The 20,979-nt window shown below is 71.9% G+C and carries 18 protein-coding genes; 12 read left to right on the top strand and 6 right to left on the bottom strand.

Annotation, left to right across the window (positions count from 1 at the left end):
• Positions 1-62: 62 nt before the first annotated feature.
• The 9 genes from infB (at position 63) to dapB (ending at position 11,997) form a co-directional block, all read left to right on the top strand.
• Entirely contained in the window at positions 63-3,185 is a 3,123-nt protein-coding gene (infB, locus tag EV190_RS12940; RefSeq protein ID WP_133741787.1) for a translation initiation factor IF-2, read from the top strand.
• A gap of 200 nt (positions 3,186-3,385) precedes the next feature.
• Complete coding sequence (locus EV190_RS12935) at positions 3,386-3,679, top strand: DUF503 domain-containing protein (protein WP_133741786.1); 294 nt, start codon at positions 3,386-3,388, stop codon at positions 3,677-3,679.
• Between the two features lie 6 nt (positions 3,680-3,685).
• The gene (gene rbfA, locus EV190_RS12930) at positions 3,686-4,126 is read left to right on the top strand and encodes a 30S ribosome-binding factor RbfA (protein WP_133741785.1); all 441 of its coding nucleotides are present in this window, start codon (positions 3,686-3,688) and stop codon (positions 4,124-4,126) included.
• Positions 4,127-4,131: 5 nt separating this feature from the next.
• On the top strand, positions 4,132-5,016 hold the full coding sequence (gene truB, locus EV190_RS12925; protein WP_133741784.1) for a tRNA pseudouridine(55) synthase TruB: 885 nt from the start codon (positions 4,132-4,134) through the stop codon (positions 5,014-5,016).
• Between the two features lie 377 nt (positions 5,017-5,393).
• Complete coding sequence (locus EV190_RS12920) at positions 5,394-6,338, top strand: bifunctional riboflavin kinase/FAD synthetase (RefSeq protein ID WP_133741783.1); 945 nt, start codon at positions 5,394-5,396, stop codon at positions 6,336-6,338.
• A 248-nt stretch (positions 6,339-6,586) separates the two neighbouring features.
• A complete protein-coding gene (gene rpsO, locus EV190_RS12915) occupies positions 6,587-6,856 on the top strand; it encodes a 30S ribosomal protein S15 (RefSeq protein WP_133741782.1) in 270 nt (89 codons plus the stop codon).
• A 506-nt stretch (positions 6,857-7,362) separates the two neighbouring features.
• Positions 7,363-9,675 (top strand): polyribonucleotide nucleotidyltransferase, encoded by a 2,313-nt coding sequence (locus tag EV190_RS12910; protein ID WP_133741781.1) that lies wholly within the window; start codon positions 7,363-7,365, stop codon positions 9,673-9,675.
• Between the two features lie 167 nt (positions 9,676-9,842).
• Positions 9,843-11,177: a M16 family metallopeptidase gene (locus tag EV190_RS12905; RefSeq protein ID WP_133741780.1), complete on the top strand. Its 1,335-nt coding sequence runs from the start codon at positions 9,843-9,845 to the stop codon at positions 11,175-11,177.
• Positions 11,178-11,256: 79 nt separating this feature from the next.
• Positions 11,257-11,997, top strand: coding sequence for a 4-hydroxy-tetrahydrodipicolinate reductase (dapB, locus tag EV190_RS12900; RefSeq protein ID WP_208113164.1), 741 nt, complete (start codon positions 11,257-11,259; stop codon positions 11,995-11,997).
• A 46-nt stretch (positions 11,998-12,043) separates the two neighbouring features.
• Here the strand turns inward: dapB and EV190_RS12895 are convergent, their stop codons facing one another.
• From EV190_RS12895 to EV190_RS12870, 6 genes are all read right to left on the bottom strand, one after another.
• Positions 12,044-12,793: an MIP/aquaporin family protein gene (locus EV190_RS12895; RefSeq protein ID WP_133741778.1), complete on the bottom strand. Its 750-nt coding sequence runs from the start codon at positions 12,791-12,793 to the stop codon at positions 12,044-12,046.
• A gap of 135 nt (positions 12,794-12,928) precedes the next feature.
• Positions 12,929-14,428: a glycerol kinase GlpK gene (gene glpK / locus EV190_RS12890; RefSeq protein ID WP_133741777.1), complete on the bottom strand. Its 1,500-nt coding sequence runs from the start codon at positions 14,426-14,428 to the stop codon at positions 12,929-12,931.
• A gap of 315 nt (positions 14,429-14,743) precedes the next feature.
• Complete coding sequence (locus EV190_RS12885) at positions 14,744-15,391, bottom strand: OmpA family protein (RefSeq protein ID WP_133741776.1); 648 nt, start codon at positions 15,389-15,391, stop codon at positions 14,744-14,746.
• Positions 15,375-15,956, bottom strand: a complete 582-nt coding sequence (locus EV190_RS12880) for a hypothetical protein (protein ID WP_243742543.1) — start codon at positions 15,954-15,956, stop codon at positions 15,375-15,377. The genes EV190_RS12885 and EV190_RS12880 overlap by 17 nt, the downstream gene beginning before the upstream one ends.
• A 120-nt stretch (positions 15,957-16,076) precedes the next feature.
• Entirely contained in the window at positions 16,077-16,946 is an 870-nt protein-coding gene (locus EV190_RS12875) for a 1,4-dihydroxy-2-naphthoate polyprenyltransferase (RefSeq protein ID WP_133741820.1), read from the bottom strand.
• Positions 16,947-17,039: 93 nt separating this feature from the next.
• Complete coding sequence (locus EV190_RS12870; protein WP_133741775.1) at positions 17,040-17,582, bottom strand: GNAT family N-acetyltransferase; 543 nt, start codon at positions 17,580-17,582, stop codon at positions 17,040-17,042.
• 146 nt (positions 17,583-17,728) lie between these two features.
• On the opposite strand from EV190_RS12870, the gene EV190_RS12865 reads away from it, so the two are divergent.
• The 3 genes from EV190_RS12865 (at position 17,729) to EV190_RS12855 (ending at position 20,850) form a co-directional block, all read left to right on the top strand.
• On the top strand, positions 17,729-18,109 hold the full coding sequence (locus EV190_RS12865) for a phage holin family protein (RefSeq protein WP_133741774.1): 381 nt from the start codon (positions 17,729-17,731) through the stop codon (positions 18,107-18,109).
• Between the two features lie 81 nt (positions 18,110-18,190).
• Positions 18,191-19,168, top strand: coding sequence for a 4-hydroxy-tetrahydrodipicolinate synthase (dapA, locus tag EV190_RS12860; protein ID WP_133741773.1), 978 nt, complete (start codon positions 18,191-18,193; stop codon positions 19,166-19,168).
• The gene (locus EV190_RS12855) at positions 19,165-20,850 is read left to right on the top strand and encodes a ribonuclease J (RefSeq protein ID WP_133741772.1); all 1,686 of its coding nucleotides are present in this window, start codon (positions 19,165-19,167) and stop codon (positions 20,848-20,850) included. Before dapA ends, EV190_RS12855 begins: the two co-directional genes overlap by 4 nt.
• The last annotated feature ends 129 nt before the right edge of the window (positions 20,851-20,979 follow it).

Below are 20,979 nucleotides of genomic sequence, written 5' to 3'. Positions count from 1 at the left end.
GTACGTCAAGCTAGCGACGGTCCGGCACAAGCCCATGTCCCGGACCGAAGTAGAGGAGAGCAGTGGCGAAGGTCCGGGTTTACGAACTCGCTAAAGAGTTCGGTGTGGAGAGCAAGGCCGTGCTGGCCAAGCTCCAGGAAATGGGCGAATTCGTGCGTTCGGCGTCCTCGACGATAGAGGCGCCCGTGGTTCGTCGACTCAAGGAAGCTTTCAACAACGGCGGTTCCGGCGCGAAGAGCGGCCCCAAGCCGCGTCCGCGTCCCGAGCCGTCCAAGGCGCCGGCGCCCGCCGCGGGCGAGACCGCGCGCCCCGCGGCGCCCAAGCCGGGCCCCAAGCCCGCGCCGCGTCCCGCGGCCAACGCGCCCGGTGGTTTCGTGGCCCCGGCGACCGGTGGTCCCGGCGCCGGACCGGGCCCCAAGCCCGGTCCCCGTCCCGGCCCCCGGCCGAGTTCGGGCCCCGGCAAGCAGGGCCAGCCCGGCGAGCGCCCCGAGCGCGGTCCGCGCGCCGAGCGTCCCGAGCGCGGTGACCGTCCCGAGCGCGCCGAGCGCCCCGACCGCGGAGAGCGCGGCGACCGTCCCGAGCGCGGTCCGCGCCCCGAGCGCGCCGAGCGTCCCGAGCGCGGTGACCGTCCCGAGCGCGCCGAGCGTCCCGACCGCGGTGACCGTCCCGAGCGTCCGGCCCGGTCCGAGTCCGGCAGGGGCCCTCGCCCCGGTCCGCGTCCGGCCGGTCCGCGTCCGGGTAACAACCCGTTCGCCTCGACCGCGACCGGTATGGGCTCCAAGCCCGCGCCGCGTCCCGGCCCCCGCCCCGGCGGTGCCCCTGGTGGCGCCGCGGGCGGTGGCGAGCGTCCGCCGCGTCCCGGCGGTGCCGAGCGCGGTGGCCCGCGTCCGGGCCCCAACGCCGGTGGCCCGCCGCGTCCGCAGGCGCCCCGCCCGCAGGGCGGCAGCCCGCGTCCCGGCGCCGGTGGTCCCCGTCCGGGACCTGGTGCCGGCGGTCCGCCGCGTCCGGGTGGCGGCCCGCGCCCCAGCCCGATGAACATGCCGTCCTCCCGTCCGGCCCCGGCCGGTGGCGGCGGCGGTCGCGGCGGCCCCGGTGGCCGCGGCGGTGGCGGCGGTCGTCCCGGTGGCGGTCGCGGCGGCCCCGTGGGCGCCGGCCCGCGCAGCGGTTCCGGTGGCGGTCCCGGCAGCGGTGCTCCGCGTCCGGGCGGCGGCGGCTTCGGCGGTCGTCCCGGTGGCGGCGGCCGTGGCCGCGGCGGCGGTACGGCGGGTGCCTTCGGGCGTCCCGGCGGCCGTCCGGGCCGTGCCCGCAAGTCCAAGAAGCAGCGGCGTCAAGAGTTCAACGACATGCAGGCGCCGTCGTTCGGCGGCGTCAAGATCCCGAGCGGCAACGGCCAGGTCATCCGGCTGTCCCGTGGGGCCTCGCTGTCGGACTTCGGTGACCGCATCGACGTCAACCCGGCGTCCCTGGTCCAGGTGATGATGCACCTGGGCGAGATGGTCACGGCGACGCAGTCGCTGACGGACGAGACGCTTCAGCTGCTGGGCGAAGAGCTCAAGTACACCATCGAGGTCGTCAGTCCCGAGGACGAGGACCGCGAGCTGCTGGAGTCCTTCTCGATCGAGTTCGGCGAGGACGAGGGCGGCGAGGAGGACCTCCGGGCGCGTCCGCCGGTGGTCACGGTCATGGGCCACGTCGACCACGGTAAGACGCGGCTGCTCGACGCGATCCGCAACACCAACGTGGTCAGCGGCGAGGCCGGCGGCATCACCCAGCACATCGGCGCCTACCAGGTCGCCACCGAGGTCGACGGTGAAGAGCGCAGGATCACCTTCATCGACACCCCCGGTCACGAGGCGTTCACCGCCATGCGTGCCCGCGGGGCGCAGGCCACCGACATCGCGGTGCTGGTGGTCGCGGCCGACGACGGCGTCAAGCCGCAGACGGCCGAGGCCATCGACCACGCCAAGGCGGCCGAGGTGCCGATCGTGGTGGCGGTCAACAAGATCGACGTCGAGGGCGCCGACCCGCAGAGGGTCCGCGCGCAGCTCACCGAGTACGGCCTGGTCGCCGAGGAGTACGGCGGCGACGTCCAGTTCGTGGACATCTCCGCCAAGCAGGGCGTCAACATCGACGGCCTCCTGGAGGCCGTGGTGCTCACCTCGGACGCCTCGCTGGACCTGCGGGCCAACCCCGAGATGCAGGCGCAGGGCCTGGCCATCGAGGCCTACCTCGACCGGGGTCGCGGCTCCATGGCCACGGTTCTGGTGCAGCGCGGAACGCTGAACGTCGGCGACTCGATCGTCTGCGGCGACGCCTACGGGCGCGTCCGGGCGATGCTGGACGAGAACGGCGACCAGGTGCAGAAGGCCGAGCCGTCGCGCCCGGTCCAGGTGCTCGGTCTGACCAACGTGCCCAGCGCGGGAGACAACTTCCTGGTCGTCAAGGACGACCGGGTGGCCCGCCAGATCGCCCAGCAGCGTGAGGCGCGCGAGCGCTTCGCGCAGCAGGCCAAGGCCAGCCGCCGTGTCACCCTCGACAACTGGCAGAAGACCCTGGAGGAGGGGGAGCGCGACGAGCTGCTCCTCATCATCAAGGGCGACATGTCCGGTTCCGTGGAGGCGCTGGAGGAGTCGCTGCTCAAGATCGAGGCGGGCGGCGACGAGGTCAGCATCCGCGTCATCGGTCGCGGCGTCGGCGCGATCACGCAGAACGACATCAACCTGGCCGCCTCGGCCGGTGCGATCATCGTCGGCTTCAACGTTCGGCCCGAGGGCAAGAACAGCGAGCTGGCGGACCGCATGGGCGTGGACATCCGGTACTACTCGGTCATCTACCAGGCCATCGACGAGGTCGAGGCCGCCCTCAAGGGGATGCTCAAGCCGGAGTTCGAAGAGGTCCAGCTCGGCTCCGCGCAGATCCGCGAGGTCTTCAAGGTGCCGAAGATCGGCAACGTCGCCGGTTCGATCGTGCGCGACGGCGTCATCAGGCGGAACTCCAAGGCCCGCCTCATCCGTGACGGCGTCGTCATCTCGGACAACCTCACGGTCGACTCGCTCCGCCGCTTCAAGGACGACGCGACCGAGGTCCGCGAGGGCTTCGAGTGCGGTATCGGTATCGGCTACAACGACGTCCGCGTGGACGACGTCATCGAGACGTTCGAAATGCGGGAGAAGCCGCGCGACTGACGTCGCCGGTGAGAACGTCGGTTCGTCCCGGGCCCCGGCGCACAGCCGGGGCCCGGCCCTTGGGGCGTGTCCCCCGGATGCCTTCGGGCGGACGTCCCCTGTGGGGGCGGGCCCGAAGCGGTCCGGGGGACACGCCCCGGTTCCACGGTCACCGCGCCGGGAACGCGGATCCACAACACAGACATCCACGGGGTGAGTGCGTGTTCATCGGGGCTTTGACGTTGGACCTGCTGCTGGGCGACGTCCGTTCCCTGAAGCAGAAGCGTTCGGTGGTGCGGCCCATCATCGCCGAGCTCCAGCGCAAGTACAGCGTCTCGGCCGCCGAGACGGGCGACCAGGACCTGCACCGGCGGGCCGAGATCGGCGTGGCGGTGGTCGCGTCCACCGCGGCCCACTGCACCGATCTGCTGGACTCCTGCGAACGCCTGGTCGCGGGCCGCCCCGAGATCGAGCTGCTGTCGGCCCGGCAGCGGCTCTTCAACGACGAGGACTAGAGACAAATGGTTGACGCCGCACGCGCGCGCAAACTCGCCGACCGCATTCAGCGGATCGTGGCCGAGATGCTGGAGCGCCGCATCAAGGACCCGCGCCTGGGTTTCGTGACGGTCACCGACGCGCGGCTCACCAACGACCTGCGTGACGCCACCCTGTACTACACGGTGTTCGGTACCGACGAGGAGAAAGCCGGGACGGCGGCGGCGCTGGAGAGCGCCAAGGGCGTGATCCGCTCCGAGGTCGGCCGTCAGACGGGGCTGCGGCACACGCCCAGCCTGACGTTCGTCTCCGACGAGGTGCAGGCGAACGCCGAGCACATCGAGGAGCTGCTGGCCAAGGCCAAGCTGGCCGACGCCGAGGTCGCCCGCGCCGCGGCCGGGGCGGAGCCCGCCGGTGAGGCCGACCCGTACAAGGCCCCGCGCGAGTACGACGACGAGGACGACTGACCACCATGACCGACGGCGTCGTGATCGTCGACAAACCCGCCGAATGGACCTCCCACGACGTGGTCGCGCGGGTCCGCCGCATCGCGGGGACCCGCCGGGTCGGCCACGCCGGCACGCTCGACCCCATGGCCACCGGCGTGCTGGTGCTCGGGATCGGCAGGGGGACCAAGCTGCTGGGGCACCTCACCCTCACCGAGAAGGTGTACGAGGCCACGATCCGGCTGGGCCGGACCACCAGCACCGACGACGCCGAGGGCGAGCTCCTGGCCGACGTCCCCGCCCACGAGGTGGACGAGGACGCGGTCCGGGCGGGCGTCGAAGCGCTGACCGGCCCGATCCAGCAGATCCCGCCGCAGGTCAGCGCGATCAAGGTGAACGGGCAGCGGGCCTACAAGAGGGCCCGCGCCGGTGAGGCGGTCGAGCTGAAGGCGCGCGGCGTGACGGTGTCGGAGTTCGCCGTCACCGGGTTCCGCCGGGTCGCCGGCGCCGGCGCCGGCTGCACCGACGTCGACGCCCGGATCACCTGCTCCAGCGGCACCTACATCCGCTCGCTGGCCCGCGACCTGGGCGCCGGTCTCGGGGTGGGCGGGCATCTCACGGCGCTGCGCCGCACCCGGGTGGGCCCCTACGGCCTGGCCGGGGCACGGACCCTGGACGCGCTGGCCGAGGAGTTCACCCTGGTGCCGATGCCCGCCGCGGTCGCCGCGGCCTTCCCGGTGCGGAACCTCACCGAGGAGGAGGCCCGCAGGGTCGCGCACGGGAACCGGATCTCCCCGTCGGGCCTGGGACCGGGCCCCGTCGGCCTGTTCGCCCCCGACGGCAGCGTCCTGGCCCTCGCCGAGGACCGCCCCGGCTACGGCAAGCCCATCGTGGTCTTCAGCGCCGGCTAGAGAGGCTCCGTCGCGGGGGTGTTTCGCGTGGTCGGCCGAATCGAGGTCTGCTCGGGGTCTGTTACGGCGGGCGGCGACGGCGGGTGGGGGTCGGGGCCGCGCCCATGATGTCCGTTGCGTGAGGGTTCCGTTGACGGTCTTGGGCTTTCTGCCCTTCAAGGCCCCGAAACGGGCAGAAGGCTCAAGATCATCAACGGAGTCCTGTGGGGTGGACCCGAAGGACCCGTCCGAAGCACCGGCGCGCCGAGGACTCCGTGGCGGGGCCCGGTCGCTTGTCGGTCTCGGCGGCGGCGTCGGGATCACCGGCGGGGGAGCGGCGAGTAGCATGTCGTCCCGGCGCCCGAGCCGGTGCCCTTTTCTCGATGGGAGCGGTGAGCGTGCGACGTTGGCGCGGGCTGGACGAGGTGCCCGAGGGCCGGGGGCGGTCGGTCGTGACCCTCGGGGTCTTCGACGGCGTCCACCGGGGGCACCAGCGCGTCCTGGCGCGCGCCGCCGGGACCGCGTCCGGGCTCGGCCTGCCGGTGGTCGCGGCCGTCTTCGACCCGCACCCGGACGCGGTGCTGGGCCGGGGGGAACCCGAGGCCCTGACCGGCGCGGACCGCAAGGCCGAGCTGCTGGCCGAGCACGGCGCCGACGCGGTGCGCGTGCTGCCCTTCACCCCCGAGCTCGCGCGGCTGCCCGCGGAGGAGTTCGTCCGGCGGGTCCTGGCGGACCGGCTGCGCGCCGCGGCGGTCGTGGTGGGTGAGGACTTCCGTTTCGGGAGCGGGGCGGCCGGAGACGTCGAGGTGCTGCGCGCGCTCGGCGGGAAGTACGGCTTCACCGTCGAGGAGGTGCCGCTGCTCTCCGACGGGGAGGCCGTCACCTCCGCCCGGGTGCGTTCCCTCCTCGCGGCGGGCGACGTGGCGGCGGCGCGGGACTGCCTCGGCCGCGCGCACCGCGTCGAGGGCGTGGTCGTGCACGGTGCCGCGCGCGGCCGCGAACTGCTGGGCTTCCCCACCGCGAACCTGGACTGTCCCCCGCGCACCGCCGTCCCCGCGGACGGCGTCTACGCGGGCCGGCTGCTGCGGTCGGCCCCGGGCGGGGCGGAGTCCCGCTGGGCGGCGGCGATCTCGGTGGGCACCAACCCCACCTTCGAGGGGACGGCCCGCACGGTCGAGGCGTACGCCCTGGACCGGGACGACCTGGACCTGTACGGCCTGCGCATGGCGGTGGAGTTCACCCACCGCATCCGTCCGATGCTGCGCTTCGACAGCGTCGAGGAGCTGGTCGAGACCATGGGCCGGGACGTCGAGCGCTGCCGCGAACTGCTGCTGGGAGGGTGACCGGGCCGTCGGCCCGCGGATCGGGCCGGAGCTGCCGCGTACTGGTAGTAGGCTTGGGGAGTCCGGCCCCAGGGCCGGAGTTCGGTCGTGCCTCGAGTTCGCGTCGAGCCGCCAAGGCCCGCGACACGCCCGACCGTTGAACCCATCCGGTGACTGTGGGTGCGCATGGTTGCCGGACCCGAGCGGCCCCGCGGGCCGTTTCCGGGGACATGTCAGAAGCCAGCGTGCCAAGAACGTGAAGGAGCGACGTGTCGATCGACACCGCCACCAAGAACAAGATCATCGCCGAGTACGCCACCAAAGAGGGCGACACCGGTTCTCCCGAGGTCCAGGTCGCGCTGCTGACGCACCGCATCACCGAGCTCACCGAGCACCTCAAGGAGCACAAGCACGACCACCACAGCCGTCGTGGTCTGCTGCTGCTGGTCGGACGCCGCCGCCGTCTCCTTCAGTACATCACCAAGAAGGACATCAACCGCTACCGCAAGCTGATCGAGCGCCTCGGTCTGCGTCGCTAGGGGCTGTCTCCCGGCCGCTCTCGGGTGAGCGCCGTCCCGGAGGACGGGGGCCCGGAAAGGCCCGGGAAACACGCCCTGGCGGATTCCCCGCCAAGGGAGTGGCCACGGCCGCTCCCTTTCTTAGTAGTGTGGTGTCGTTACCGAGCATCGTGGCCAGGTGATAGTCGGCCACGATGCGTCGGCCGACAACTCAATCAGGTACTTCCCGCGCCCATACCCTCGACCGATCCGGTCGCGGTGGCGTTCTCCGTCGGGCGGAAAGACGATTCGCCCTACGATGTCGAGGCCGGTCCTCGGTAGTGGTCCTCCGACGCGCGCCCGCACACCGGGCGTCCTTCGGGGGGCTTCGATCGATGGCCGGCCGTCAGGACCATCGCGTACCGCGCGGGCGTGAGCCACGGCCGCGCCGCGCCGCGAGGTCGGGACGACTCTCGACAACGGAGGACACGTTCACGGGGCACGGACGCGGGAGCTCCGTTTTCCGATATCCGTGTAGGAGGTCGCCCATGGAGGGCGTGTATTCCGCCGAGGCCGTGATCGACAACGGTCGCTTCGGCACCCGCACCATCCGCTTCGAGACCGGACGGCTGGCCCGCCAGGCCGCCGGTTCGGCCACCGCGTTCCTCGACGACGAGACCATGGTCCTGTCGGCGACGACCGCGTCGAAGCGTCCCAAGGAGAACCTCGACTTCTTCCCCCTGACGGTGGACGTCGAGGAGCGCATGTACGCGGCGGGCCGCATCCCCGGCTCGTTCTTCCGGCGGGAGGGACGTCCCTCCGAGGACGCCATCCTCACCTGCCGCCTGATCGACCGGCCGCTGCGCCCGTCGTTCAGGAAGGGGCTGCGCAACGAGATCCAGATCGTCGAGACGATCATGTCTCTGCACCCCGACCACCTGTACGACGTCGTGGCGATCAACGCCGCCTCGATGTCCACCCAGCTCGCCGGGCTGCCGTTCTCCGGCCCGATCGGCGGCGTGCGCGTCGCGCTGATCGAGGGCCAGTGGGTGGCGTTCCCGACCCACACCGAGCTGGCCGACGCGACCTTCGACATGGTCGTGGCCGGGCGGGTGCTGGAGGACGGCGACGTCGCGATCATGATGGTCGAGGCCGAGTCCACCCCGAACACGCTCAAGCTGGTCGCCGACGGCGCCGTCGGCCCGAACGAGCAGACCGTCGCCGAGGGCCTGGACGCCGCCAAGCCGTTCATCAAGGTGCTGTGCAAGGCCCAGGAGACGGTGGCCCAGGCCGCCGCCAAGGAGACCGGCGAGTTCCCGATCTTCCTGGACTACCAGGACGACGCGTACGCCGCCGTCGAGGGCGCGATCCGCTCCGAGCTGGCCTCCGCGCTCACCATCGCGGGCAAGCAGGAGCGCGAGACCGAGCTCGACCGGGTCAAGGCGCTGGCCGCCGAGAAGCTCGCCGAGGACTTCGAGGGCCGCGAGAAGGAGATCAGCGCCGCCTTCCGGTCGCTGACCAAGCAGCTGGTGCGCGAGCGCGTCACCAGCGAGAAGATCCGCATCGACGGCCGCGGCGTCAAGGACATCCGGTCCCTGACCGCCGAGGTCAACGTGGTCCCGCGGGTGCACGGCTCGGCGCTGTTCGAGCGCGGCGAGACCCAGATCCTGGGTGTCACCACGCTGAACATGCTGCGTATGGAGCAGATGGTCGACACGCTCAACCCCGAGCGGACCAAGCGCTACATGCACAACTACAACTTCCCGCCGTACTCCACCGGTGAGACCGGCCGCGTGGGCTCGCCCAAGCGCCGCGAGATCGGGCACGGCGCGCTCGCCGAGCGCGCCCTGCTGCCGGTGCTGCCCGCGCGCGAGGAGTTCCCCTACGCCATCCGGCAGGTCTCCGAGGCGCTGGGCTCCAACGGCTCCACCTCGATGGGGTCGGTCTGCGCCTCGACGATGGCGCTGATGTCGGCGGGCGTGCCGCTCAAGGCGATGGTCGCCGGCATCGCGATGGGCCTGATCAGCGAGGGCGGCGAGTACGTCACGCTGACCGACATCCTCGGCGCCGAGGACGCCTACGGCGACATGGACTTCAAGGTCGCCGGCACCCGCGAGCTGATCACCGCGCTCCAGCTGGACACCAAGCTCGACGGGATCCCGGCCTCCGTGCTGGCCGCCGCGCTCCAGCAGGCCCGCGGTGCCCGGCTGGCGATCCTGGACGTCATGGCCGAGGCCATCGAGCGTCCGGCGGAGATGAGCCCGAACGCGCCGCGCATCCTCACCGTCAAGGTTCCCGTGGACAAGATCGGCGAGGTCATCGGCCCCAAGGGCAAGATGATCAACTCGATCCAGGACGAGACCGGCGCCGAGATCACGATCGAGGACGACGGCACCATCTACATCGGTGCCACCGACGGCCCCTCGGCCGAGGCCGCCCGCGACACGATCAACAGCATCGCCAACCCGACGATGCCCGAGGTCGGCGACCGCTACCTGGGCACGGTCGTCAAGACGACCGCGTTCGGCGCGTTCGTCTCGCTGCTGCCCGGCAAGGACGGCCTGCTGCACATCTCGCAGATCCGCAAGCTGCACGGCGGCCAGCGGATCGAGAACATCGACGACGTGATCAGCATCGGGGAGAAGATCCAGGTCGAGATCCGCGAGGTCGACGACCGCGGGAAGCTCTCCCTCGTCCCGGTCGAGGTCGTCGAGGCCGAGGCGGCCGCCGCCTCGACCCCGGACGGCGACGAGGCCGAGCCCAAGGCCGAGGCCAAGAAGCCCGAGGGCGAGGGCGGCGGTGAGCGCCGCCGGAGGCGGACCCGCTCCTCCGGGGCGAGCCGCTCGGGCGAGAACACCTGAGTGACGGCTGAAGGAGGCCCGGGCCGGTCCCGGGCCTCCTGACAGACCGAGGGGGCGGCCGTACCGTAGGGTGCGGCCGCCCCCTCGGCCGTTGCCGGGGGACAGCCCGGTCGATCCGCCGCGTTCCACCGGGCCGGCCACCAACCGCTTTCCGAAGAGAAGGAAGAATGACGACAGTTCCGATCGCAGCCGAGCAGGAGCCGGGCAGCACCATCACCCTGCTGGAACCGCAGGAGGGCACCGGCCTGGTGCGCCGCACCGTGCTTCCCGGCGGCCTCCGGGTGGTCACCGAGACGATGCCGGGTGTCCGGTCGGTGGCCTTCGGGATCTCGGCCACCACCGGGTCGCGCGACGAGGACGACGCGCACGCGGGCTCGGCGCACTTCCTGGAGCACCTGCTGTTCAAGGGCACCGAACGGCGCGACGCCCTGGAGATCTCCGCGCTGCTGGACGGGGTGGGCGCCGACCACAACGCCTACACCACCAAGGAGCAGACCACCTACTACGCCAAGGTCCTGGACCGGGACCTGCCGCTCGCGGTCGACGTGGTCGGCGACATGGTCGCCAACTCGGTGCTCGACCCCGGCGAGGTGGAGACGGAGCGCGGGGTGATCCTCGAGGAGATCGCCATGTACGAGGACGAGCCCGCCGACGTGGTGGACGACGTGTTCGCCGCGCACTTCTACGCCTCGTCCCCGCTGGGCCGCCCCGTCCTGGGCACCAACGACACCATCCGGGCGCTGCCCCGGGACCGGATCCTGGAGCAGTACCGCCGGAGCTACGTCCCGTCCGAGCTCGTCGTGTCCGCCGCGGGCAACCTCGACCACGACGCCGTGGTGCGCATGGTCGCCGAGGTGTTCCGCGCCAAGCTCGCCGAGGCGGGGGACGCCCGCCCGGCCGGGCCGCGCCTGGGCGGGGCGGCGCCCGGCGTCGCCCCGGGAACGGCGCTGCTGGCCCGCGAGACCGAGCAGGCGCACGTGATCCTGGGCCGCGAGGGCGTGAAGCGCACGGACCCGCGCTGGTACGCGCTGCGCGTGCTCAGCGCCGCGCTGGGCGGCGGCATGTCGTCCCGGCTGTTCCAGGAGGTGCGGGAGAAGCGCGGTCTGGCCTACTCCGTGCACGGCTATTCCTCCAGCTACTCCGACACCGGGATGTTCCAGGTGTACGTGGGCTGCCTGCCGGACAAGACCGACGAGGTGCTCGCGGTCTGCCGCGCGGAGCTGGCCAAGGCCGCCTCCGGCGGCATCACGCCCGAGGAGCTGGTCCGCGCCAAGGGCCAGATCCGCGGCTCGTGGGTGCTGGGCACAGAGGGCACCAGCGCGCGGATGGGGCGGTTGACCGGGCACGAGCTCGGCCACCCCCGGCACCTCTCGCTCAACGCGGACCTCGCGCTGTTCGACGCCGTCACCCTGGACGACGTGGGCGCGATCGCGGAGGAGGTGCTGAACCGCCCCGAGACCCTGGCGGTGGTCGGCCCCTACGAGGACGACCGCGCGTTCTGAGCGTGGTCGGAGCCCCCGGCGCGGCCTCCCCGGCCGCGCCGGGGAGGCTCCCCGGGCGGACTCCGGTACGGTGAAGCCCGTGATCAAGGTAGGAGTTTTCGGCGCCCTCGGGCGCATGGGGTCGGAAGTGGTCAGGGCCGTCGAGGCGGCGTCGGACACCGAACTGGTGGCCGGGGTCGACGGGCCGGAGGAGCGCGGGAAGGTGCTCGGCGCGGACGTCGTCGTCGACTTCACCCATCCCGACGTGGTGATGGACAACCTGCGCTGGCTCGTCGCGAACGGCATCCACGCCGTGGTCGGCACCAGCGGCTTCGACGAGGCCAAGCTCGCGGAGCTGCGCGGCCTGCTCGCGGAGAACCCGGGCACCAGGGTGCTCATCGCGCCCAACTTCGGTATCGCCGCCGTGCTGATGATGAACTTCGCGGCGAAGGCCGCGCCCTACTTCGAGTCGGCGGAGATCATCGAGCTGCACCACCCGAACAAGGCCGACGCGCCCAGCGGCACCGCGCACCGCACCGCCGAGCTGATCGGGGAGGCGCGCGCCGGGGCCGGTCTGGCCGCGCCCCCCGACGCCACCACCTCGGAGATCCCCGGTGCCCGCGGCGCCGAGGTCGAGGGGGTGCGGGTGCACGCGCTGCGCATCACCGGGATGATCGCGCACCAGGAGGTCGTCTTCGGCACCCACGGCGAGACCCTGACGATCCGGCACGACTCGATGAACCGCGAGTCCTTCATGCCGGGCGTGCTGCTGGGCGTGCGCGAGGTCGCGGGCCTGCCCGAGCCGCTCACCATCGGCCTGGAGCCCATCCTGGGGCTGTGACCCTTTCGGGGCCGGCCCGCGGGAACGGGCCGGCCCCGGGGCGGGGTCAGCCGCCGAAGCCGGTGAGCCTCCAGACCAGGGCGGCCAGGACGCCGCCGACGATGGGGGCCGCCACGGGGATCCAGGCGTAGGACCAGTCCGAGTCGCGCTTGCCGGGGATGGGCAGCAGGGTGTGCGCGATGCGCGGGCCGAGGTCGCGGGCGGGGTTGATCGCGTAGCCCGTGGGGCCGCCCAGGGACAGGCCGACGGACAGCACCAGCAGGCCCACCAGCAGCGGGGCGAAGCCCGTGCTGAACAGCGCGGCGAGGTCGATCTGGCCCCCGCCGATGGCGCCCGCGTTCGCGCCGATGCCGAGGATGCCGAGCACCAGCACGAAAGTGCCGATGACCTCGGTGGTGAAGTTCGCGACGGGGTTGCGGATGGCGGGGGAGGTGCTGAACGCGGCCAGCTTGGCGTCCGCGTCCTCGGTCTCCCCCCAGTGCGGGAGGTAGGCCAGGTAGACCAGCGCGGCGCCGACGACGGCGCCGGCCAGCTGGGCGGCGATGTAGCCGGGGACCATCGTCCAGGGGAAGTCCCCGATGGAGGCGAGCCCCAGCGTGACCGCGGGGTTGATGTGCGCGCCGCTGATCTGGCCCACCACGTAGACCGCGACCATGACCGCCATGCCCCATCCCAGGGCGATGACGATCCAGCCCGAGTTCTGCGCCTTGGACTTGTCGAGCAGGACGCCGGCGACGACGCCGTTGCCGAGCAGGATCAGGATCCCGGTTCCGATGAATTCCGCCAGGTATTCCATGTGGAGTGCCTCCGCTGCGATGGGAGTGGCCGGGACCGGGCACTCCGGAGATGCTCGGGACTCGGTGGGACGGCGAGGCCGGTCGGGGAAGGGCGCGGTCCGCGCCCCCGGGCGCGGACCACGCCGGGGCGGGCGCTACTCGGCGCTGTCGTGCTCGACCCAGTCGAGGGTGCGCCGCACGGCCTTGTTCCAGTTGCGGTACTCGCGGTCGCGGACCCTGGGGTCCATCTTCGGGTTCCACTCGGCGGCCTTGTGCCAGTTGGCGCGCAGGCTCTCCATGTCCGCCCAGTAGCCCACCGCCAGCCCGGCGGCGTAGGCGGCGCCCAGGCAGGTGGTCTCGGAGACCAACGGGCGCACGACCTCCACGTCCAGGACGTCGGAGAGGATCTGCATCAGCAGGTCGTCGGAGGTCATGCCGCCGTCGACCTTGAGCGTGGTCAGCGGGATGCCCGAGTCGCTGTTCATCGCGTCCACGACCTCGCGGGTCTGCCAGGCGCTGGCCTCCAGGATGGCGCGGGCCAGGTGCCCCTTGTTCACGTAGGCGGTCAGCCCGGTGACGACGCCGCGCGCGTCGCTGCGCCAGTGCGGCGCGAACAGGCCGGAGAAGGCCGGGACGATGTAGCAGCCGCCGTTGTCCTCGACGGTCAGCGCCAGAGTCTCGACCTCCGGGGCGCTGGAGATCAGGCCCAGGTTGTCGCGCAGCCACTGCACGAGCGAGCCGGTCACGGCGATGGAGCCCTCCAGCGCGTACACCGCGGGCTGGTCGCCGATCTGGTAGCCCATGGTGGTGAGCAGGCCGTTGGCGGACGTGACCGGCTCGGTGCCGGTGTTGAGCACCAGGAAGGTGCCGGTGCCGTAGGTGCCCTTGACCTCGCCGGGGGAGAAGCAGGTCTGGCCGAACAGCGCGGCGTGCTGGTCGCCCAGGGCGGCCGCCACGGGCACGCCCTCCAGGAACCCGGTGGCCTCGCCGTACACCTCGGCGCTGGAGCGGATCTCGGGCAGCATCGCCGCGGGGACGCCGATCTCGTCCAGGCATTCCGGGTCCCACTGCAGGGTCCGCAGGTTCATCAGCATGGTGCGGCTGGCGTTGGTGACGTCGGTGACGTGCCGGCCGGTGAGCTTCCAGATGATCCAGGTGTCCATGGTGCCGAACAGCACCTCGCCGCGCTCCGCGCGGTCGCGCAGCCCCGGGACCTCGTCGAGCAGCCAGCGGAGCTTGGGACCGGAGAAGTAGGTGGCCAGCGGCAGCCCGCAGCGCTCCCGGAACCGCTCCTGGCCGACGTCGCCGCCGAGTTCGCGGATCAGGGAGTCCGTGCGGGTGTCCTGCCAGACGATCGCGTTGTGGACGGGCTCACCGGTCTCGCGGTCCCAGACCAGGGTGGTCTCGCGCTGGTTGGTGATGCCGACCGCGGCGAGCTGGGCCGTGGTGATGCCGCCCTCCTCCAGCGCGGATCGCACGACCTGCTGGACGTTCTCCCAGATCTCCAGAGCGTCGTGTTCGACCCAGCCGGGCTGGGGGAAGATCTGCCGGTGCTCGCGCTGCCCGACGGACACGATGCGCCCGTCGTGGTCGAAGATGATGCAGCGGCTCGACGTGGTTCCCTGGTCGATCGCGGCCACGTACTGCTGGGTCATCGGTGTTCGCCTCCGGTGGTGCGTGGGGACTGGGCCGTGCGTGTTCTACCAGCTCTCTCGTGAACGGGAACGTCCGCCGCCCCGCCGGTCCGGTGGTCGTTTCGGCGGCGTGGCGCGGAGGCCCTGGCTGCGGGAAGGGACCAGCCAATTCCAACATGTGATTGCACGGTTTCCAACCCGTTCGGAGCCCGGGTTCCGAAAGGCGCGCTTCGATCGGGGAGGGGACCGCGGGAAGGCGTCCGGTTCGTGGTGTTTCCCGCCGATCTTGACCTTTTCGGGGTCTCGACCGTCTCCGAGACCCCGGAAAGGTCAGGATCAGCGCGGTTCCGGGGGCGGGAAGCTGATCTCCACCCGGCGGTTCGCCGCGCGGCCGTCGGGGTTGTCCTCCCCGTCGAGCTCGTTGGGTTCGACCGGGTCGGCGGAGCCGTGGCCCTCGGTCTCGAAGGAGACGTCCACGTCGGCCAGCAGGGCGTCCAGTTCCGTCTCGACCGTCCGGGCGCGCTCCTCCGACAGGGTCTGGTTGTACTCCTCCGAGCCCCTGGCGTCGGTGTGGCCGTCGATCCGCACGGTCGCGCCGACCGCGTCGGAGCGCAGGATTCCGGCGGCCTCCGCCAGCACGTCCTCGGCCTCGGGGCCGAGGGCGGCCTCGTCGAACTCGAACAGCACGTCGGCGGCCAGCGTGACGGTGCGCTCCTCGGTGTCCACCGAGTCGGTGACCGAGCCGTCCTCGTTGGCGGTGGCGAACGTCAGGTCCCGCACCGGCGCGGCCAGGTCGCGCACGGGCAGTTCGAGGTCGAGGATGGGCGCCGAGGCGACCTGCTGGTCGGAGAAGTCCTCGGAAAGGGGCTGCGCGGTCTCGTCGGCCGCCGCCGAGCCCGCGGGGACCAGCGAGGCGGTGCCGAGCAGCAGCACGGCGCCCAGCAGCGTGCGGGCGCGGCCCCGCGGCTCAGCCGATCGGGACATCGTTGAAGCTCCCTGCCATCGGCATGCGCACGGTCATGGCCGACACGTCCTCGGGGGGAGCGCCGAAGGTCGCGCTGATCAGCACCGAGTCGCCCGGTTCGAGGATGTCGCCCCACGGCGCGTCCGAGCACACGCAGTTGTCCTCGCTGTCGCGGGCGACCAGGTGCACCTTGCTGTTGACCGGGTCGACCAGCTCCACCGCGGCGACGGTGTTGGCGTCCTCGTGCAGGATGTTCACCCCGGCGAGCCGGCCCGCGAAGCTCCAGTCGTCGTCGCTGTCGGTGTTGGTCAGGGAGAAGGTGAGCTCCACGGTCTCGCCGCGCCGGGCCAGTTCGTGGATCGCGATGTGCAGGTCGGCCCCGTTGTCGGTCACGTCCTGGCTCGCGAGGGTCTCGCGCGGTTCGCTCTCTCCGGGCTCGACCCTGCCGCCGTTCACCGGTTCCGAAGACCGGTCGGGGGCCTGCTCCGGGTTCTCGCCGTCGCCGACCGCGCTGCATCCCGCCAGCAGTAGGGAGCACGCGGCGAGCGACAGCGCCGTGGTGAGAGGGGTTCGAGGAGGTCTCATGGCACCCGAGCGTAGTAGGCGGGCCGTCACGATTCGATGACGGGACGGGGTCGGGGGAAGGCCGCGAGCGGCCCGAACCGAACGGCCCGCCGAGGTGTCGCGGTGTCCGGCGCGCTCCCGTCACCCCAGCGCGAGGCCGACCGTGTAGAGCACGCCGAAGGCCAGCTGGAACCGGCCGGTCTCGCCGAGGCCGAGGACCAGGGCGGGGCCGGTCTCGCCGCGCAGCACCCGCGCGCACGGGCGGACCGCCAGGGGGGCCGACAGCAGCACCAGCGGCACCCACCAGCTCACCGCGGTCGTGACGAGGGCGGTCGCGAACGCGCCGGCCACGCACGCGGCGAACAGCCACCGGGCCCGGGTGTCGCCGAGCAGCACCGCCAGGGTCCGCTTGCCGCTCCCGACGTCGGTGGGGATGTCGCGGACGTTGTTGATCACCAGCACCGAGCACGACAGCAGCCCCACGGGGACGGCCGCGACCCAGCCCTGCCACGGCACCGAACCCACCTGCACGAAGACCGTCCCGGCCACCGCGACCAGGCCGAAGAACACGAACACCGACACCTCGCCCAGCGCCCGGTAGCCGTAGGGGTTCTTCCCGCCGGTGTAGAACCAGGCGGCCGTGATCGCGGCCGCGCCCACCAGCAGCAGCCACCAGGAGGACACGGCGACCAGGACCAGCCCGGCGGCCGCCGCCGCGGCGAAGGACGCCCAGGCGGCGGCGAGCACCTGCCGGGGCGCGGCGAGGCGGGTCGCGGTCAGCCGGACCGGCCCCACCCGCCCCTCGTCGGTGCCGCGGATCCCGTCGCTGTAGTCGTTGGCGTAGTTCACCCCGACCTGGAGCGCCAGCGCCACGGCCATCGCCAGCAGCGCCCTCCACCAGACGGCGGAGTCGGCGCCGAAGGCGACGCCGGTGCCCACGGCCACCGGGACGATCGAGCTAGGCAGTGTGCGCGGGCGCGCACCCGCCACCCATTGGCTGACCGTGGCCACCGTCGGACCCACTTCCATCCCGGCCCGCTCGCCCGCTGCGAGCAGGCGCCCTGCACATCCGGTCCACCGTATCGCCGGGGACCGGGTGCCCGGTCAGCGGCTGATGGCCGCGTGCAGCCGGACCATCGGGACGAGGACCCCCATGTCCAGTTCGCGGCGGGCGCCGTCGGCCCGCCATCCCGCGTCCTCCAGGAAGGAGCGCAGCGGGTTGTCCTGCTCCAGCGTCCACACGTAGACCGCCTGGAAGCCGTCGTCGACCAGGTGGTCGACCAGCGCGTTCAGCAGTCGGCTGCCATGCCCCTGACGCGCGTGCGGGGGGTCCACGTGCAGCGCGTAGACCTCGGCGTCGGTGCCGGGCCAGCGGTCCGGGTCCTCGGCCGGGCCGACCGCCGCGAAGCCCACGACCGCCCGCTCGTCGGTGGCGACCAGCAGCCGGTGCCGCGACGTCGGGGGGTGGTCGACCGCGGCCCGCCACTGCCCGGCGAACCGCTCGCCGGCCTCCGCGCCGGACAGCTCGGCCAGCACCTGCTCGGGCAGCACCCCGCCGTACATGTCCCGCCAGGCGGCCACCTGCACGCTCACGATGGCTCCGACGTCCTCGCCACGGGCGGCCCGGACAAAACGCTGTGTCGACACGGCAGGGGTCCCTCTTCGCTCGGCAGTCCACTCGACCGGGACCCATCGTCCCAGCCCCCGAGACGGCTCCGGCACGACCCTGGGATTCCCCCTGACACCGGGAACCGGTATTCAACCGGAAGGCCCGGCGTGGGAGCATCGTCGGTGTGAGCATCCTTATTCGAGTCATCGTCAACGCGGTCGCGCTCTGGGCGGCGGTGTTCCTGGTCGAGGGAATCAGGGTCACCACCGACGACACGGTCACCACGGTCCTTGTCTACCTCGCGGTCGGAGCGATCTTCGGCCTCGTCAACGCCGTCATCAAGCCGATCGTCAAGACGGTGGGCTGCCTCTTCTACGTCCTCACGCTCGGCCTGGTCGGCCTGGTCGTCAACGCGCTGCTGCTCCTGCTCACCGACTGGTTCGCGGGCCTGCTGGGCCTCCCCTTCGAGATCGACGGCTTCTGGGCCGCCTTCTGGGGCGCCATCATCGTCGCGGTCGTCAGCTGGCTGCTGAGCCTGTTCGTCGGCGGGGACGACGACGAGTAGGACACCGGACAGCGCGCCACGGCGACCTGCGACGAGGGCCCTTGGCGCGCTCCGTCCGGCTTTCGCGGTACCGTTTGCAGCATGGTAGGCAGTACTACGCCGAACGCGCCCTTCGGCCAGATGTTGACCGCGATGGTCACCCCCATGCACGACAACGGCGACGTCGACTACGACGGAGTGGCCCGACTGGCGGTGTACCTGGTCGACGAGCAGCGCAACGACGGCCTCGTCATCAGCGGGACCACCGGAGAGTCCGCGACCACGAGCGACGACGAGAAGGACCGCATCCTGCGCACCGTCGTCGAGGCGGTCGGCGACCGGGTCACCGTTGTCGCGGGGGTCGGGACCAACGACACCCGGCACAGTATCGAGCTGGCCGAAGCCGCCGAGCGCGCGGGCGCGCACGGCCTGCTGACGGTCACCCCCTACTACAACAAGCCGCCCCAGGAGGGGCTGCTGCGCCACTTCACCGCGATCGCTGACTCCACCGGGCTGCCGGTGATGCTCTACGACATCCCGCACCGCACCGGGACCCCGATCGCCTCGGAGACGCTGGTCCGCCTGGCCGAACACCCCCGCATCGTCGCCAACAAGGACGCCAAGGACGACCTCGGCGCCAGCTCCTGGGTGATGGAGCGCACCGGCCTGGCCTACTACTGCGGAACCGACATGTTCAACCTGCCGATGCTCTCCATCGGCGCCGCCGGCTTTGTGAGCGTGGTCAGCCACATCGTCGGCTCAGATCTGTACGAAATGATCGAGGCCTACCACTCCGGCGACGTCACCCGGGCACTGGCCATCCACCGTCGGCTGACCCCGGTCTACACCGGGATGTTCCGCACCCAGGGCGTGATCACGACCAAGGCCGTGCTCAACATGTTCGGGCTGCCGGGCGGCTCGGTGCGCACACCGCTCGCCGACGCCTCGGCGGAGCTGCAGGCGCTGCTGCGCGAGGACCTGGCCGCGGCGGGGGTGAAGGGGCCGATCGGACTGGCCCCGCACCAGGCCGTCCCGGCGAGCGTCGTGGGAGTGGAACGGCTGACGGAAGGATCCGCATGAGCCATCCCCATCCCGAACTCGGCCCGCCGCCACCACTGCCCAAGGGCGCGCTGAGAGTCGTCGCTCTCGGCGGCCTGGGCGAGATCGGCCGCAACATGACGGTGTTCGAGTACGCCGGAAAGCTGCTGGTCATCGACTGCGGTGTGCTGTTCCCCGAGGAGGAGCAGCCCGGAATCGACCTGATCCTCCCGGACTTCGAGTACATCCGGGACCGTCTCGACGACATCGAGGCGATCGTGCTGACCCACGGGCACGAGGACCACATCGGCGCGGTCCCGTTCCTGCTGCGCGAGCGCGCGGACATCCCGCTGGTGGGCTCGCGGCTGACGCTGGCGTTCATCTCGGCCAAGCTCGGCGAGCACCGCATCAAGCCCGAACTGGTCCAGGTGTCCGAGGGGGAGCGACACTCCTTCGGCGCGTTCGACCTGGAGTTCTTCGCGGTCAACCACTCCATCCCGGACGCGCTGGCCGTCGGCGTCCGGACGCCCGCCGGCACGCTGCTGCACACCGGCGACTTCAAGATGGACCAGCTGCCGCTGGACGGCCGCATCACCGACCTCGGCGGGTTCGCCCGCTTCGGGGCCGAGGGCGTGGACCTGCTGCTGTCGGACTCCACCAACGCCGAGGTGCCCGGGTTCGTCACCAGCGAGCGCGACATCGCCAACGTCATCGACAGCGTCTTCGCCAAGGCCGACAAGCGCATCATCACGGCCAGCTTCGCCTCGCACATCCACCGCGTGCAGCAGGTGCTGGACGCCGCCCACACGCACGGCCGCAAGGTCGCCTTCGTGGGCCGCTCGATGGTGCGCAACATGAACATCGCGCGCGACCTGGGCTACCTGAAGATCCCCGGCGGGCTGCTGGTCGACGTCAAGGAGCTCGACGGCCTGCCGCCCGAGAAGGTCGTGCTGGTGTGCACCGGTTCGCAGGGCGAGCCCATGGCCGCGCTGAGCCGGATGGCCAACCGGGACCACCAGATCCACATCGAGCCGGGCGACACGGTCGTCCTGGCCTCCTCGCTGATCCCGGGCAACGAGAACTCGGTCAACCGGGTGATCAACGGGCTGACCCGCTGGGGCGCCAAGGTCGTGCACAAGGGCAACGCCCTGGTGCACGTGTCCGGTCACGCCCCCGCCGGTGAGCTGCTGTACGTGCTCAACATGGTCCGGCCGCGCAACTTCATGCCGGTGCACGGCGAGTGGCGGCACCTGCGCGCCCACGCCCAGCTGGCCAGGCTCAGCGGGATCCCCGAGGACCGGGTGGCCATCGCCGAGGACGGCGTCGTGGTCGACCTGTACAAGGGCAGGGCGCGCATCACGGGCGTCGTGGAGGCCGGGTACGTCTACGTGGACGGCACCTCCGTCGGCGGCGTCACCGAGGCGGCGCTCAAGGACCGCCGCATCCTCGGCGAGGAGGGCTTCATCTCGGTGATCATCGCGGTGGAGTCCACGACCGGCAAGATCATCGGGGAGCCGCAGATCCACACCCGCGGCGCGGGCATCGACGCCGAGGCGTACGACGACGTCCTCCCCAGGATCCAGGACGCCCTGGACCGGGCCGCCACCGAGGGGATCAACGACACCAGCCAGCTCCGCCAGCTGGTGCGCCGCAGCATCGGCCGCTGGGTCAGCGACACCTACCGGCGCAGGCCGATGATCGTGCCCGTGGTGGTCGAGATCTAGGCCGCTCCCCACCGTGGTCCTGTGGCCTCCCCCCGGTCCCCGGGCCGGCACCGGGGAGAACACAGGGCCACGGCGCGGGGGCGCTCCCGCGCGGTCCGTCCGCACCGGACCGCGACACGCCCCCGCGGG

Source organism: Actinorugispora endophytica (assembly GCF_004363075.1).
In the GTDB taxonomy this organism is placed as follows: domain Bacteria; phylum Actinomycetota; class Actinomycetes; order Streptosporangiales; family Streptosporangiaceae; genus Actinorugispora; species Actinorugispora endophytica.
Note: the sequence above shows the minus strand (reverse complement) of the source record. Positions and strands in the feature narration are given on the sequence as shown.

What these genes read in the sequence shown, in the direction of transcription:
- rbfA (WP_133741785.1), top strand. Translation starts at nt 3,686, where the DNA reads ATGGTTGACGCCGCACGCGCGCGCAAACTCGCCGACCGCATTCAGCGG.
- truB (WP_133741784.1), top strand. Translation starts at nt 4,132, where the DNA reads ATGACCGACGGCGTCGTGATCGTCGACAAACCCGCCGAATGGACCTCC.
- EV190_RS12910 (WP_133741781.1), top strand. Translation starts at nt 7,363, where the DNA reads ATGGAGGGCGTGTATTCCGCCGAGGCCGTGATCGACAACGGTCGCTTC.
- EV190_RS12905 (WP_133741780.1), top strand. Translation starts at nt 9,843, where the DNA reads ATGACGACAGTTCCGATCGCAGCCGAGCAGGAGCCGGGCAGCACCATC.
- EV190_RS12895 (WP_133741778.1), bottom strand. Translation starts at nt 12,793, where the DNA reads ATGGAATACCTGGCGGAATTCATCGGAACCGGGATCCTGATCCTGCTC.
- glpK (WP_133741777.1), bottom strand. Translation starts at nt 14,428, where the DNA reads ATGACCCAGCAGTACGTGGCCGCGATCGACCAGGGAACCACGTCGAGC.
- EV190_RS12885 (WP_133741776.1), bottom strand. Translation starts at nt 15,391, where the DNA reads ATGTCCCGATCGGCTGAGCCGCGGGGCCGCGCCCGCACGCTGCTGGGC.
- EV190_RS12880 (WP_243742543.1), bottom strand. Translation starts at nt 15,956, where the DNA reads ATGAGACCTCCTCGAACCCCTCTCACCACGGCGCTGTCGCTCGCCGCG.
- dapA (WP_133741773.1), top strand. Translation starts at nt 18,191, where the DNA reads ATGGTAGGCAGTACTACGCCGAACGCGCCCTTCGGCCAGATGTTGACC.
- EV190_RS12855 (WP_133741772.1), top strand. Translation starts at nt 19,165, where the DNA reads ATGAGCCATCCCCATCCCGAACTCGGCCCGCCGCCACCACTGCCCAAG.